14 protein-coding genes are annotated in these 15,081 nt (G+C 64.3%); 8 read left to right on the top strand and 6 right to left on the bottom strand.

Features of this window, described 5'->3' with window-relative positions:
• Positions 1–12: 12 nt before the first annotated feature.
• From ACVT6V_RS01930 to ACVT6V_RS01895, 8 genes are read left to right on the top strand one after another with little or no spacing between them, the layout of a single operon-like run.
• A complete protein-coding gene (locus tag ACVT6V_RS01930; protein WP_489898135.1) occupies positions 13–1,014 on the top strand; it encodes an MlaD family protein in 1,002 nt (333 codons plus the stop codon).
• Positions 1,014–2,036: an MlaD family protein gene (locus tag ACVT6V_RS01925; protein ID WP_489898134.1), complete on the top strand. Its 1,023-nt coding sequence runs from the start codon at positions 1,014–1,016 to the stop codon at positions 2,034–2,036. Before ACVT6V_RS01930 ends, ACVT6V_RS01925 begins: the two co-directional genes overlap by 1 nt.
• Positions 2,024–3,019, top strand: coding sequence for an MlaD family protein (locus ACVT6V_RS01920; protein ID WP_489898133.1), 996 nt, complete (start codon positions 2,024–2,026; stop codon positions 3,017–3,019). The genes ACVT6V_RS01925 and ACVT6V_RS01920 overlap by 13 nt, the downstream gene beginning before the upstream one ends.
• Positions 3,019–4,110, top strand: a complete 1,092-nt coding sequence (locus ACVT6V_RS01915; RefSeq protein ID WP_489898132.1) for an MlaD family protein — start codon at positions 3,019–3,021, stop codon at positions 4,108–4,110. The genes ACVT6V_RS01920 and ACVT6V_RS01915 overlap by 1 nt, the downstream gene beginning before the upstream one ends.
• Positions 4,107–5,105 (top strand): MlaD family protein, encoded by a 999-nt coding sequence (locus ACVT6V_RS01910; protein WP_489898131.1) that lies wholly within the window; start codon positions 4,107–4,109, stop codon positions 5,103–5,105. The genes ACVT6V_RS01915 and ACVT6V_RS01910 overlap by 4 nt, the downstream gene beginning before the upstream one ends.
• The gene (locus ACVT6V_RS01905) at positions 5,102–6,106 is read left to right on the top strand and encodes an MlaD family protein (protein WP_489898130.1); all 1,005 of its coding nucleotides are present in this window, start codon (positions 5,102–5,104) and stop codon (positions 6,104–6,106) included. The genes ACVT6V_RS01910 and ACVT6V_RS01905 overlap by 4 nt, the downstream gene beginning before the upstream one ends.
• Before the next feature lie 56 nt (positions 6,107–6,162).
• Entirely contained in the window at positions 6,163–6,828 is a 666-nt protein-coding gene (locus ACVT6V_RS01900; RefSeq protein WP_489898129.1) for a hypothetical protein, read from the top strand.
• A gap of 39 nt (positions 6,829–6,867) precedes the next feature.
• Positions 6,868–7,899, top strand: a complete 1,032-nt coding sequence (locus ACVT6V_RS01895) for an ABC transporter ATP-binding protein (protein WP_489898128.1) — start codon at positions 6,868–6,870, stop codon at positions 7,897–7,899.
• Here the strand turns inward: ACVT6V_RS01895 and ACVT6V_RS01890 are convergent.
• The 6 genes from ACVT6V_RS01890 to ACVT6V_RS01865 are packed head-to-tail and all read right to left on the bottom strand — an operon-like array spanning position 7,889 to position 15,076.
• A complete protein-coding gene (locus ACVT6V_RS01890) occupies positions 7,889–8,608 on the bottom strand; it encodes a tyrosine-protein phosphatase (protein ID WP_489898127.1) in 720 nt (239 codons plus the stop codon). The two genes, ACVT6V_RS01895 and ACVT6V_RS01890, sit on opposite strands and share 11 nt — an antisense overlap.
• The gene (locus ACVT6V_RS01885) at positions 8,605–10,263 is read right to left on the bottom strand and encodes a PEP-utilizing enzyme (protein WP_489898126.1); all 1,659 of its coding nucleotides are present in this window, start codon (positions 10,261–10,263) and stop codon (positions 8,605–8,607) included. The genes ACVT6V_RS01890 and ACVT6V_RS01885 overlap by 4 nt, the downstream gene beginning before the upstream one ends.
• Before the next feature lies 1 nt (position 10,264).
• Positions 10,265–11,329: a DUF7064 domain-containing protein gene (locus ACVT6V_RS01880; protein WP_489898125.1), complete on the bottom strand. Its 1,065-nt coding sequence runs from the start codon at positions 11,327–11,329 to the stop codon at positions 10,265–10,267.
• Positions 11,326–12,939, bottom strand: a complete 1,614-nt coding sequence (locus ACVT6V_RS01875) for a PEP-utilizing enzyme (RefSeq protein WP_489898124.1) — start codon at positions 12,937–12,939, stop codon at positions 11,326–11,328. The genes ACVT6V_RS01880 and ACVT6V_RS01875 overlap by 4 nt, the downstream gene beginning before the upstream one ends.
• Positions 12,936–14,465 (bottom strand): pyruvate, phosphate dikinase, encoded by a 1,530-nt coding sequence (locus ACVT6V_RS01870; protein ID WP_489898123.1) that lies wholly within the window; start codon positions 14,463–14,465, stop codon positions 12,936–12,938. The genes ACVT6V_RS01875 and ACVT6V_RS01870 overlap by 4 nt, the downstream gene beginning before the upstream one ends.
• Positions 14,462–15,076 (bottom strand): hypothetical protein, encoded by a 615-nt coding sequence (locus ACVT6V_RS01865; protein WP_489898122.1) that lies wholly within the window; start codon positions 15,074–15,076, stop codon positions 14,462–14,464. Before ACVT6V_RS01865 ends, ACVT6V_RS01870 begins: the two co-directional genes overlap by 4 nt.
• Positions 15,077–15,081 lie beyond the last annotated feature (5 nt).

The raw sequence follows: 15,081 nt of genomic DNA, 5'->3' as shown, positions 1-15,081 counted from the left end.
CGTCGCAGAAAGTTGCGTCTCACCGGCGCAGTCGTTGTCGCGATCGTCGTCGCGATTGCCCTGTTCATCGCGTACGTGATGCCTGCGCTCACACCGCGAGACAAGAGCCTGATGGCGGTGACGATCGACACGCCGTCGGTGGGACCGGGGGTGGAGATGGGCACAGATGTGGTGCTGCGTGGCGCGCCGGTCGGAAAAGTGACCGGGCTGCAGGTCAACGACAATGGAACATCCTCGTTGACAGTCGATCTGGATCGATCACTGGTACGGGGAATGGGTCAGGACTTCGTGATCGACTTCCGACCGAAGAATTATTTCGGCATCACCGGAGTCAACATCACGGACCCGGGTAGCAGCGAATCCGGCGAACTGCGCGACGGTGACCATGTGATGCGCCGCGACGCCGGTGACTACACGATGGCGACCATGATCGAGCAAGGGTCCGACGTCGCCAACGGAACACTCGTCCCGGAGACGATGGACGCGATCAAGCGTGTGCTCGTCTACACGGGAGCCTTCCAACCGCTCATCCACACCGGCGTCGTCTTCGCGGATACGGTCGCCCGCACGCAGCGCGAGATGCCTGCCTATCTGCTGGATCGTTACAACGAGATCGTCGCGGCACTGCCACCATTCGCCGAGGGTGCCATGTCGGCGATGACCAGTTTCTATGACAGCGCGCTCAATGCTGCCGGAGACGAGGTACAGAACAATTTCACCATCACCTTGAAGGCGATCTCGGACAACTTCTTCTCCATGGTCGGAACGCTGCTCCGTTCGAACCAGGGCAACCTGACGCCCTTGGTGGACACAGTGACCCAGGCGGCCAGTGTGCTACCCGCGATGGGTCAGGGAGTCGTCACACCTGTGACGGTGCGTGAACTGGTGACCAATCTCGACGGCGCGTTCGCCGATGGGCCCCAGGGTCAGCGGATCCTGAGGATCAACCTGGCCTTGGATAGCCTGCCGGCCCTGGCAGGTCCGCTGACCGGACTCCCCGAAGGAGGTCACTGATGGGTGGCGTAGTCGCCGGGTCGGCGCGCATCATCAAGCCGCTGTGGAAACTCATCGCCGCCGCGGTGGTCGCGCTAGTGCTCTTCATCGTGATCATCAACGGAATCAAGAATCCGGTGAGCGGCAAGACCGACGGCTACACAGCAGACTTCACCGATGTGTCCGGGCTGCGCCCCAATGCAGACGTTCGTATCCGTGGCGTCAAGGTGGGTAAGGTCACGGCGATCGACCTGAGTCAAGGGGATGACAACAACGCGGTGGCGCGGGTGGCCTTCACCTTGACCGACGGTCACACGCTGACGGGGACGTCGACTGTCGCGGTGAAATACGCGAACCTGTCCGGTGTCCGGTACCTCGATGTCGTCGGCGGCGCCGAGCGTGGCGAGACGACACGCCACCTGACGGTGTCCAACACGACGCCGTCGTTCGACATCACCGAACTGTTCAACGGGCTCCAACCGGTGCTGCAGACATTGAGTCCTCAGGAGATCAACGCCTTCTCCAACAACGCGTTGGCACTGCTGCAGGGTGATGGAGGTGGACTGGCGCCGATGTTGGAGAGTGTCAACACGTTGAGTCGCTACACGGCCGACCGCCAGAAGCTGATATCGACATTGGTGGCAAACATGTCTCGCATCTCTGACAGCCTCGGGGGAAAGTCGCCGCAGATCATCGAATTCCTCCGCGACATCGAGGCTCCTGTGAACTCGGCACTGACGGTGCTCGACGAGTTCCGGAAGGCGAGTCTGTACGGTCCGTCGTTCATGGGCGTCGTCAACTCGATCCTGTCGGGTCTCGGCATCGAGACGGACACCGACGTCGACAAGGCACTGACCGAAGCGTTTCCCACTGTGGACAATCTCTGGAAGTCGTTGGAACTGCTGCCGACCGTGTTCGAAGGCCTGCAGGTTCCGGCTGCAACGCCCACGAACAATACTCGGTGCTCGAAGGGTGAGTTGTCGCTGCCCGAAATGGGTCAGATCCTGATCAACGGTAGTGGGGTGGTCGTATGTCGAAGCTGACACGATTCCGGGAACGGCTGGCGGAGAACGACATCCTTGCCGGTGGACTGGCGATACTGCTGGTCGTTGTCATCGTTGCGGGAGTCGCCTACTTCTACCTCGCCCCACCGGGTCGACAGACGGCGACCTTCACCACGCGCGACGCGGCGGCGGTCGCCGGTGGCGAGGACGTCCGCGTGGCAGGTATCTCGGTCGGAAAGGTCTCGTCGGTGACGTTGCGGAACAACGACGTCCAGGTGACCCTTGACGTTGAGGACAGCGTCCGGATCGGTGACCGGTCGAGCGTGAAGGTGCAGTTGCTCACGGCCGTCGGCGGATACTTCGTGTCCCTGGTTCCGGCCGGCCGTGTCACCGAGGGCAGTACCACGATCGCGGCGAATCGCGTGAGCGTGCCCTACACCGTCGCCGACATCCTGCAGGAGCTACCGCGGGTCACCAACGATGTCGAGGGAGAGCCGGTCGACAAGACCCTCGAACAGGTCGCCGACGGATTGAGCCAGAACTCGACGTCGGTCCGCAATGCGATCGCCGGTCTGCAGACCCTCGCCACGGTCATGGATCAACAGAAGGTGCAGGTGCACTCGATCCTGGACATGGCGAGCAACTACCTGACGACCTTCGACAACAGTCGGCAATTCGTGTTTGAGTTGATCCGAAAGGTGAACATCGCGCTGTCGCAGTACTACACGTACCGGGCCGGTTTCTCGGAGGCCTACCGACAACTTGGCGGAGTGCTGGAGCGACTCGGGACCCTCGCCCGGTTCTATCTGAACCACACCGACCAAGCCTATCCGGCCGTTGTCGCTGCGCGAGACACCCTGAGCCGTCTCACCGACACCACGTCCGGGTTCATCGACAAACTCGAGCCGCTGCGGCAGCAGCTGGTGCGATTGATTGGGTCGGACGGCCGGGCGAGCACCGATTCGACGTTCGTCGTCGACGCCTCCACCATGTGTCTCCCGGTCCCGGGAAGGAACTGCTGATGAGCTGGAATCCATTGCGCACCAGCGTGGTTCTCACATGCGTAGCTGCAGTCGTGATCGCCGCAGGCGTGACACTGGGTAGCGGCGAGGCCAAGGCGGCATCGCGGTCCGGCTACTGCGCGATCCTCCCCGATACCATCGGCCTCTACGTGGGCAACGAAGTCACCCGGATGGGCTACGCGATCGGAGAGATAACATCGATCACGCCCTTCGACAGCGGTGTGCGTGTCGAGTTCTCCCTTCATTCCGACCGGTCGCTCCCGGCGGATGTCAAAGCCGTCACGCGGTCGAAGTCCATCCTCGCCGACCGCTCACTGGAACTGGTGGGAGAGTCCGGTCGGGGGACCCTCGAGCCGGGCGACTGCGTGTCGATCAGAAACGCCTACACGCCGAAGAGTATCTCCGAGATCACCGGCTCGGCGGCCGATCTCATCGATCAGATCGCCCCGGAGGGTGACACGCGGTCGGTGGCGGGCTCGATCGATCAGATGTCCACGGCGGTGGCGGGTACGGGACCGTCGGTCGCGAATCTGATGTCGACCGCGTCCGCCGCTGCCGAGAGTCCGGATCGATGGATCTCGGACATCGGTTCGATCATCCAGACGATGGCGCCCTTGTCGGGCGATGCGCTGACACGATGGAAAGACATCGCATCCATCATCACCAAACTGCCGGCGGCCACGGACACCGGGGCGAAGGTCTTGTGGCCCGGAGCAGTGCACATGATCTACGGCATGACGCCGGTTCTTCAAGCCATCGGCGACTTCGTGCCGAGGTACGGCAGAGAGTTCTTCGCGTTGCTCGACGTCTTGCCGGTCCCGATACACATAGCCGCCACCCGCGTGGGTGACATCACGCGTGCCCTGGACATGCTGCCGGCGGTGGCGAACACCGCGACGCTGGTCACACGAAAGGGGCAGGGCGCGGGCATGCAGGTCAGTGCGCCACAGATACGTTTCAGATCAGCGGGTTCAACCGAGATGTGTACACGCCTGAACGCGATGAGAAAGGGCAGCTGCCGCTCGTCCGGTAACGACGCGCGCACCGTGCGGGTGAGTGCTCTGGACCTGCTGATGGCGGGAGTCCGATGATGATCAGTCCGAACCGTCCACGCAAGAGTGCCGCAGGTCTGCTCGTGATCGCGATCATCGCGGTGATCCTCGCCGGATGTTCGCTCAATCCGGGGGACCTCGCATCGTCGGTTCGATCGGCCGGCGATGGCCAGTCGGTCACCGTGAAGTTCGCGAATACACTGAATCTGCCCGAAGGGGCCGATGTGACGCTCAACGGTCTGCGGGTGGGTTCGGTCACCGAGGTAGCGTTGCGCGGCGATCATGTCGACGTCGCGGCGAAACTCGAGCACGGTGTGCGGATCGCCGCGGAGGCGACGGCGTCGATCCGGCAGAACACCGTCCTCGGCGATCCCTATCTGGCGATCCGGGGACCGGAGACCGGACCGGCGCTGGCCGGCGGTGTGATCCCGTTGTCGCGCACCACTGCACCGCCCCCACTCGAGGACACACTCGCGGTGGTCGCGAACTTCGTCAACGGCGGAAGCATCCAGAACATGCAGGATGTGATCAGGTCGGTGAACACCGCATTGCCCGACATGGCGCAGACCAAGCGAGTCGCCAAGATCGCCGCGATCGACATGCACAGTCTCGCACTCGACACCCGACGCATCGACACGATGATCACCGGGCTGGACAGGACGAGCCGCACCGTCATCCCACGGCTGGCCAAGATGGAAGAGATGCTCTCCCCGGCGGGGATGCACTACTGGAGCCAACTGTCACGCCTGTTCTCCGGGATCGGCATCGTGTTACCCAGTATCGGCAGCGTGTTCGAAGGCGGTTTCTGGCTGATGCCCATGCTCACAGAGGTCGACGGGTCCATCCAGACGGTGCGTCAAGGCGTCGACGCGATCGGTGAAAACGACGAGTTGCTGCGGAAGTTTCTCTCGAACAGCCTGTTCCCGTTCATGCGCAAGCCGGGACTCGACATCGTCTCGGCCCGATCGCCGCAAGGTGAGGAGATGATCGGGAACATGACGAAGGTGCTGCGGATACTGGGAGCGGTTCGATGAGAAGACGATTCACCGCGGCCGGTGGCCGCACCGCGCTGTCGATCATCGCGATGATCGCGTTGGTGTTCGCGTCGCTGGCCTACCTGGGTTCGGTGGGGCTGAGTGTCACCGACGGCCACAACGTCCGGAACGCGACGATGATCATCCCCCAGACCAACGGGCTCGTCGTCGGCTCCCGCGTGCTCTTCCGGGGCGTTCCGATCGGCAAGATCACCGCCGTCGAGCCATCGGTGAGCGGTGTGAAGGTCAGCTGGAACTACAAGAAGGACTATGAGATCCCGGTCTCGTCGAACTACCGGGTGGACAATCTGTCGGCGCTGGGCGAAACGTATATCGGCATCACGCCGCAGACCGACGGAGGCCCCGCCATCGCCGACGGCGTGGCGCTGACATCGTCGTCGGTCACCGTCCCCACCACTATCGACGAGCTGTCGGCACGGTTCACCCGTCTGCTCGAGCAGATCAATGCGAAGAAGGTCCGCAGCATCATCGACGAGATCAACACCGGCCTCGTCGCCGATCAAGAGGTGCTGTCCAACATCGCCAATGCCAGTGCCCTGTTGGAGTCGACCATCCTCTCGACGAGAGGCTCACTCAATGACCTACTCGAGCGATTCCAGCCGCTGCTGACCCAGGCCGCAGAGGTCAGTCCGTCGTTGGCAGCAGCCGGTGACCCGGTGTCCCGGTTCGCGGATGGCCTCGCGCTGTTTCTCACGGAAGGCGGCAAGAAGGCCGACAGCAGCCCGGATGGCAAAGACGGATTCATCGTGTCCACCGATTCGCCCACATCACTCAACGTCTACGCCAAGCCGCTCCTGGAGAACGTCCAGAAGTTCCTCGACCGTTCCGCACCCGATCTGAAGATCCTGGGCGACGCTGCCTTGCCGGCGGTCACCGCCGCGGCGAGCAAGCTCCGCACAGTCGACCTCAGCAATCTGATGAAGACGGCGCTCGCGACATCCGGCAACGGCAAAGGCCTCGTCATCAAGGTCGGAGGTTGATCACCGCACAACCTCATTTGCATCCCGCCAACAGCACCACACAAGAGGAGATCACCATGAGCACCACGATCACCGAACCCAACAGCACGAACACCGATGACGAGGCCGTCGCCGGAGGCCCCGATACGGCCGTCGACGACAGCAGCCTGGCCGGTCACGCCGCGAGCACGGCGGCGAAGAAGAGCAGAATCGCCGCTGTTCGCGGAGCACGCCTCGGCATCGGCCAGTTGATCGTGGGGGTGGTGATGATCGCGCTCATCGCCACCGTCGGGGTGCTCGGGTACATGCTGTCCGAGCGCAACGACACCATCGATTCGATGACGTCGGACGCCGCCGGATCGGCTCGGGCGGAAAAGGTTGCGCTCGAGTACGCGACCGGCGCAGCTCAGATGGACTTCAACGACCTGGGGGCATGGAACAAGCGGCTGACGGCCAAGACCTCACCGGAGCTGACCAAGAAACTCACCGATGCCTCGTCCGCGATGGAACAGGTGATCGTGCCGCTGCAATGGAAGTCGACCGCATCCCCGATTGCAGCGCAGATCAAGTCTCACAACGGCTCTGCCTACGTCGTCACCGCGTTCGTGAGCGTGATGACGAAGAACGCCCAGGCTCCCGATGGAGTGCAGTCGACCGCGAGTTACACCGTGACCCTGGACGGTTCGAAAGACTGGCTAATCACCGATGTAGGCGGGCTCGACAGCGCGGTCGCGCCGAAATGACCACACAGCAAGACATTTCCGGCGAGAACGGAGGACATCGTGGGTGTTGAGGTCAGTGTTTCGGGTCTGACGAAATCGTTTGGTTCGCAGAATATTTGGCGTGATGTGTCGTTGACGTTGCCGACGGGTGAGGTGTCGGCGTTGTTGGGGCCGTCGGGTACGGGTAAGTCGGTGTTCCTCAAGACGCTGATCGGGTTGTTGCATCCCGAGCAGGGTTCGGTGATCGTCGACGGTACCGACATCACGCAGTGTTCGGCCAAGGAGCTCTACGAGATCCGCAAGCTGTTCGGTGTGCTGTTCCAGGATGGTGCGCTGTTCGGGTCGATGAGCCTGTACGACAACATCGCCTTCCCGCTTCGTGAGCACACGAAGAAGAAGGAAGACGACATCCGCGACATCGTGATGGAGAAGATCGACCTGGTCGGTCTGACCGGTGCCGAGGACAAACTCCCGGGTGAGATCTCCGGCGGTATGCGCAAGCGTGCCGGGCTGGCGCGTGCGTTGGTGTTGGATCCGCAGATCATCCTGTGCGACGAGCCGGACTCGGGTCTCGATCCGGTGCGTACCGCCTACATTTCGCAGTTGCTGATCGACATCAATGCGCAGATCGATGCGACGGTGTTGGTGGTGACGCACAACATCAACATCGCCCGGACGATTCCGGACAATATCGGGATGCTGTTTCGCAAGGAGTTGGTGATGTTCGGTCCGCGGGAGGTGTTGTTGACCTCGGAGCAGCCGGTGGTCAAGCAGTTCCTGTCTGGTGACCGGTTCGGTCCGATCGGTATGTCGGAGGAGAAGGACTCGGCGGTGGCCGCGGCCGAGGCGGCGATGGCTGCTGCGGGTATCGGTGGTGGGGGTACGCACGAGGATTTCTCGGAGATCATCGCGCAGGTGCAGCCGAATCCGGGGATGCCCGAACGTAAGGCCATCAAACGTCATCGTGAGCGGATGCACGAGATGCTGCACACTCTGCCGCCGAATGCGCAGGAAGCGATTCGTCGCAGCATGGACGAAGAAGACCGCATGCGTGCCGAGGCCGACGCCCACGCGGAGGCCGTCAACTGGTAGAGTCGGACGGATCGGCGAGAGGACGGGCAGCCAGTCGCCAGCAGGATGTCGCTACCGCGTCCTCCGACGCTCCGTGCGCGACAAACCAACCCGCCGGCCCATCCGGCCAGGTGGTGAGTTCCTCGATCAGGATCGCCATCCCTTCTGCGGGCGCCCGCAACCATTCGTCACGGACCGCATTGCGATCGAATATCCCTGCTGCGCAGGCGCGTTCCACCACTGAATCCATCACGGTCTCGGTGTGACGGAAGTCGGCCAGCACGTCGTCGGCGGCGACGCCGGCGAGGAGTAGCAGCGCGGCTATCGTCACTCCGGTGCGGTCCTTGCCGGCCGTGCAGTGCACGATCGTCGCCCCGGAAACCGAGAGCAACGCCGGGATGGCGGCGATCCCGTGACGACTGGACGTGATCATGGCCCGATAGAGTTCAGTCATCGTGGTACCGGTACGGAGGGTGGCCAGGTCGCCGGCGTCAAAGAGATCATGATGGTGAACCGTCGTGCCGGACGGCCAGACGTAGGGCATGCAGAGACGCTCACGGGGCGACCGCAGATCGATCACCACATCTGGGGGAAAACCTCGAGTCCCGGTGAGGTCGTCGCCGAGGTACGGAGCGTCACTGCGTAGCAGAACTCCGTGAGCCACGGTGCCACCAGACGTGATCGTCATACCTCCGACGTCGCGTAGGTTGACCGGAGCTCGGCTGGTCATGAGTCACCGATGACGAGCACTGTGCCGGCGGTTCCGTCGACCCGGACGCGCATGCCATCCCGAAGCTGTGCGGTTCCGCTACGGGTGTTGGCCACGCACGGCAATCCGAGTTCTCGACACACGATCGCCGCATGACTCATGGCGCTCCCGACATCGGTCACCACCGCCTCGGCAAGCGGAAAGAGCGATGCCCAACTCGGATCGGTCGCCTTGCACACCATGACGGTGCCATCGTCGATCTCTGCATCGTCGAGATCGACGATCACCCGGACGACGCCCTCGGCGACTCCGACGCTGACACCGATACCATGGAGCTCCTGCACATCCTCGGAGGCGGGGGACGGCACGGTGGTGATCGGCTGCGGCACACCATGCCACACGTGCGGCAGTCGAATCTGCTCGAACGCCATGTGATCTGCTCGCCGGCGCTCCACCAACCCGCGAAACGAACCGACCATCCCGGTGTTGATCTCGTCGATCGTCAGGAAGAACACATCGCTCGGATCGGCGAGATGTCCCGCGTCGGCGAGCCGCACACCGACCGTCCGTGCCGCGGCGCGTGCGACATCGACGCCGCGCAGGATATTCGCGCGCCCGGTCTCACGCCAGACGGGAACTCGTGCGGCGAATCGGATGAGGACCTCGGCCACCCGCCGGCGAACCGGCCCGAGCGACTGCTGCAGGCGTGCCACTGCTGCCGCGTGCTGCTCGCGGAGACGTGCCTGCTGCGCGTCGAGGTCACCACCGTCGGCGCGTGCCCGGTATCGCTCCAGCAATGCCAGCACCGGAGCCGGGTCCTCGCGCCAGACAACCGATTCCACGAGTCCCTCGCGCGGTCCGTGGTAGCCGTGTCGCCGGCTGAAGGTGGTGATGTCCAGTCGATCAGCCGCCAACGCCCACAGGTCGCGGACGAGTTCGAACTCGGCGGTACCCTCCGTGCTGCGGATCAGGTCACCGCCGTTGACCCCGGCTCGGGCGGCCATCGTCTCGACCTGTCCCATCACACCCTGGGCTGCCATCGACAACACCATGTGGACGGACAGTCCGCGCACGAACATCGACCTCGCTTCGACGAGAGCCGAGACCGCTTCGGCGAGCGGGGCGTCCGCGAGGGCGAAGGCCCGGCGCGACCACCAGAGTTCGGTCTCCTCCGCCAACGGACCGAAGTCGGCCATCGCCCGCCGGAGGGTCCGGGGAAATCTGATCGCCACGTATGGATAGCGTCGAACCTTGTTCCAGCCCTTGGGCTCGGGAAGTCCACCGGCCTGAACCGAACCGAAGAGTTGCTCTTCCATCATGGCGGCCGAGCCGCCGGGGATGCGAGCGGCCATCTGTCCCATCTGATCGACGTTGGCGATCGCGTGCCCGTAGGCGACGGACAGAAAACGCTGGTCGACATCCGTCGGTATGGGACGCGCCGACGCCGGGAGAACACCCAGATCAACCCAACAGTCTCGCATCGTCTGCTCGGTCGGCGGGAAGTACATCGACCAGGTCAACGGACTCACGGTTCCGGGCAGACCCTCGTCCACGTTGGCGGTGGTCCACCGCAGCGTGTGCCCGGGTACATGGACCGGACTCGACGACAGGTCGGTGGGTGGCACATGTTCGGCACCCGTCGATGTCTCCTCGGTGTCACTGCGAGTCGCAGACATGTCAACGCTCCTCGGGAGATGGCAGAGACGACGGGCGATAGTCGCGTTCCACGACCCCGTATCCCACGTTGCCGGCCGGGTCGACGACCCGAACTGTGGACTGGGTGATCACCAACGCATCGGTTTGGGTGCGGAGATCGACGCCATTGATGTTCTCGTTGGGGGAGTGGAACGTCAGCGTGTAGCCGTGTAGTCGCTGCGCCGTGAGCACATGGTCGGAGCCGTCGAATCCCAAGGTCACCGTCATGTCATGAGGGCGATGCGTCCGGTAGTCCTCGAGTCCAGTGCAGTGCACATCGCTTCCCACAGTGCATCGGAAGTCCTGCTGGGACGCGAATGTCCGATGATCGACCACGCCCTCGCGGTCCCAATTGACCAAGCCGTTCACGACGCGTCCGGTGTCGGGAAAGACGAAGACGAAGAAGTGCAGGCCACCGAGTGCGCTGACATCGCGAGGACCACTGGAATGGTCTCGGATTCCGACGCCTCCCATATTCCACGAAGAGTCGCGGGAGCGGAGTTCACCGGAACTGCGGAATCCCTGGGTGTGGTGGAACGCGGCCCATGACAGATCGCGTGTTCCGAGCGCGGCCTGCATGTCCCAGACGGGAGCTGCCGCCTCGAGGATCAGGTCGAATGCGAAGGGGACGGCGGGACCGGCGCCGGACGGGCCGGCGGCCATACCGGCGAGATCGGTGATCTCGCCGGCACCGTCGAATCGTAGACGCCAGCTCGAGAGCGGTTCGAGACATTCGATTCTCAGGTTGCCGGTCGTCGGCCCGGCGCCACCGCCGGATCGTCCCCAGGAGCGGTCGACCAATAGCCGGCCATCGGGTAGTAGTGCGATGACCTGGGCCCACCAGAGATCCAGATCGGTGGGCCAGCGCCCGCAATGGATGAAGACACCCACGCCACTGTCGGGGGACCAGGCGTGGAAGAACATCGTCTCGCTCCACCCGGGCACCGACTCGGGAATCTCGTGCAGTAGATCCGAACGGGGATCGACGTCGAACGGGTTGTCGCCGTGCAACACACGGTCGGAGGACGTCGTGGTGTCGATGCTCATGCGATCACCGTGACCGTTCCGGTGTCACCGTCGAGGCGCAGTTGCGCACCGTCGTGGATCTGCTTGCTGCCGGTTTCGGTGCCGCACACACACGGGATGCCCAGTTCCCGGGCGACGATGGGGCCATGGCTCAGCAATCCGCCGAAGTCGGTCACGACTCCGCCGGCGATGAGAAACAACGACACCCAACTGGGATCGGTTGTCTCGCAGACCAGGATGTCGCCGTCGTCCAGTTCGACCTCCGCCGGATCCCGTACCACTCGGGCCCGTCCCTCGACCAGGCCACCGCTGGCCGCGACACCCGCCAGGGTGTCGCCCACCGCCAACTGCTCGCCGTCGCCGTCGCCGACCTTGGTGACCTCCGGCGTGCCCGCCCACGCCTGTGGCAGACGCAGCTCCCGACGCTGGACGTACTCGGCGATCCGGTCGGTGACGACGTCACGCTGATCGGATCGGACTCCGCCGACCACTTCGGCATAGCCCAGATGAAACACGTGCTCGGGATCGTCGATAACTCCGCGTCGGACAAGCAGGACGCCGAGGCGCCGGGCCGCAGCACGAGCGACGTCGTAGGTGATCAGATATCCGGCCTTGCCCTGTTCGCGCAATGCGAGGAAGCGAGCCGCGAGACGCACGACTGCGGCCGTCGGTCGTCGCTTGTGGCGCGGTGACGCGGCCACCAGCCGTGCCAGGGCATCCTCGCGACGACCCGCCTGCACCGCGCTCCTCCGGCGCGGTGCGCGGGGGTCGTCCGCGCCGATGGCGCGGTAGTCCGCCAAACGGGCTCGTATCGGTGTGAGGTCCTCCCGCCAGGTGACACCGTGGAGTTGTCCCTCGTTCGGTCCGTGATACCCGTGGCGATCGATGAACTTCTGCTCGTCGATGTGCCCGTGCGAGAGCGCCCACAGGTCGTGTGCGACCTCGTTCTCGTCTGAGCCGACCCCGGACAGCAGATCCTGCTCCAGCCCGCCCAATCCGACCGCTGAGGCGGAGTCGGCGACCCGGTCCGCGAGACTCGAACTGACGAAGGCCACACCCATGTGCAACGACATGATGTCCTCGAACCGGGTGCGGGCGTCGGCGAGAACGCTGAGGCATCCCTGCTCGTCGAGCGCATCGACTGTGGGCAGAGTTGCCAACCGCCACCTGCGGAGATCGGCGAACATCGCGTCGTGCCGCCGCCCCACGGTGGCCACCCATCGCGGCGCCTTGGCCAGAATCGCCGGGTAGCGGCGAATGGTGTTGGCATCAACGGTGTCCGGGCGTACATAGCCGAAGAGCTGCTGTTCGATCGCGGTGGCAGACGTTCCGGGCAGGACGTTCGCGACCTCTCGGAACTTGTCGATGTTGCCTGCGCCCCGGCCGTGGAAGAGGCTCCAGAAACACTCGTCGACCTTGTCCGGGATCACGAGGTCGGTGGCACTGACGGCACCGAGGTCGCAGAACATCCGACGGAAGGCCATCTCCATCGGATCGAAGGCGAATCCGATACCGAAGGCGGTGAAGACGCCCGGGAAGGCCTCGGCGACGTTGCCGGTGGTCCATGTGGTGGTGGGTGGCACGTCGGCACTCTCGAGGGTGTCGATCATGTGGGTGCGGCGGGTGGTCATGACTGGGGCTTCCTGCTCTGGTGGTATTCGTCGAGTCGTGCGGCGAGATCGGGATCGGTTGCCGGCGCGACTATCTCGTCGAGCCAATGCATGATCGTGTCGAGGTCCGGCGCCTCCTGGACGCCGTCGACAACAGGCAGTGCACCGTCGTAGACGATCCCCCTGCCGGCATCGACGGTGACGATGCGTCCGGTCAGCCCGGCCAGTGACCCGGCGCCGCATCCGACGACGCACGGGACCGCCATCTCGCGGCACACGACCGCAGCATGCGATGTCGAGCCGCCGAGTTCGGTCAGCACAGCGACGGATACCGACATGGCGGCCACGTCGTCGGGATCGGTTGTGGGACGGGCGAGGATGACGTCCTCACCCGCGTCGGTGCGTTCCTCGGCGACGTCGGGGTCGGTGACCACCACACCTGTCCGAATGCCGGGTGCGGCCGGCTTTCCGGTGGCCAGCACGCTTGCCCGATCGGTCGTGGCCTCATCGAGGTGAGGTCGTGTCAGTGCGCGGACCTGATCGCCGGTGATGCGATCGAGTGCCTCGTCGGTGGTGAGGAGTCCGTCATCGACCATCGCGACGGCACTGTGCACGGCGGCGTGCGGGGTCCGCTTGGCCGAACGGCATTGCAGCAGCCACAGACGCCCCTCTTCGACGGTGAACTCGATGTCCTGCAAGTCCTTCTCCTCACGTTCGAGGACGTCGGCGATGTGGAGCAGCTGGGAATGGACCGATGGCAGCTGGGCAGCGAGTTCGTCGAGTACGAGCGCATCCGATCGCCCCGAGACCACGTCCTCGCCCTGCCCGCCCGGCAACCATTCACCGTACGGCGCGCGGTCCCCGGTCAGCGGATTCCGCGAGAACAGAACTCCGGTGCCGGAATCGGCGCCGAGGTTGCCGAAGACCATGGCCTGAACAGTCACGGCAGTACCGCCGACGTCACTGATGCCGCGCGAGTCGCGGTAGGCGGTCGCCCGTGGTGACTGCCAGGAATCGAGGACGGCGTAGACGGCGTCGCGCAGTTGCTGCCACGGATCATCCGGCGGCGGGTGTCCGACTATCGCGGTGAACTGGTGGGCGAACCGCGCGCGGGTGTCGGCGGCGAAACCGACGTCGCCGGATTCGGCTGCCAGCGCGTCCTCCACGGCGTCGGTCATACCGAGATTGAGAACGGTGTCCATCATCCCCGGCATACTCGTCGCGGCGCCCGACCGAACCGAGACGAGCAACGGACGTGCGGCGGCACCGAATCCGCGACTGGTCGCCTCCTCGATGATGTTCAGCTCCGATCGGACCCCGTCCCACACGTGGTCGGGCACGGTCCGGTGGCCCGATTCACCACCGACGCGGTGGTAGTCCCGGCACACCTCGGTGGTGATGGCGAATGCGGGGGGAACCGGAATCCCGAGACGGAGCATGTTCTGGATGCTCCACGCCTTGCCGCCCAAGGTCTCCCGGTCGTGGTCGCCGCGTGCGCCGAGGCCGACCACGCGGCCGACCACCTCCGTCAGGGCGTCGGCCGTCACAGCGCACGTCCTGCGACGGCCTCGTCGGCCCGGGTTCGGCCGGTGAGGCCGATGAGTTCCTCGTGGAGTTCGAACCACACTGTGTGATAGCTGTCGGCGATCGGTCGCGCAAACCATGAGCTGTCGCCGGCCTCCACCTTTGCGAGCGCGGATGCGAACAGGCCGGGATATCGCCGCAGGCGAGGGGCCAGAACGAGGATCCGATCCAACAACGGACTGAACCGCTCGTGGAGGTCTCGGAGGTCCGCGACCACCGCGCCGTCGTAGTCGCCGTCCGAATGATCGTTGGGTTCTGTGCCGTCCTTGAGTTGCCAGCGGGTCATCAACACCTTGAGTTCGACGTTGTACGAATCGAATTCGTGATACGCGGAGTCGAGTTCATGGACGTCGAGTTCGGCACGTTCGGCGTCGAGTAGCGACGCCAATCGCTCGCGGCCCGACGGCGTCGGCTTGACCCGGCCATTGGCTTCCGTGGCCAGCCCGTCAGAAATGAAGGTGTCGACGAGGGCGCTGACGACGGCCGGATCGACTGCCGTACTCGTCGCGAGATCCGATCTCGATATCCGCCCCTTCAGCCGAAGCGTCTGGAGTGTGTTCAGTTCATCGGTCATCGGTG

The sequence above is a fragment of the Gordonia sp. LMA167 genome (assembly GCF_058130025.1).
Note: the sequence above shows the minus strand (reverse complement) of the source record. Positions and strands in the feature narration are given on the sequence as shown.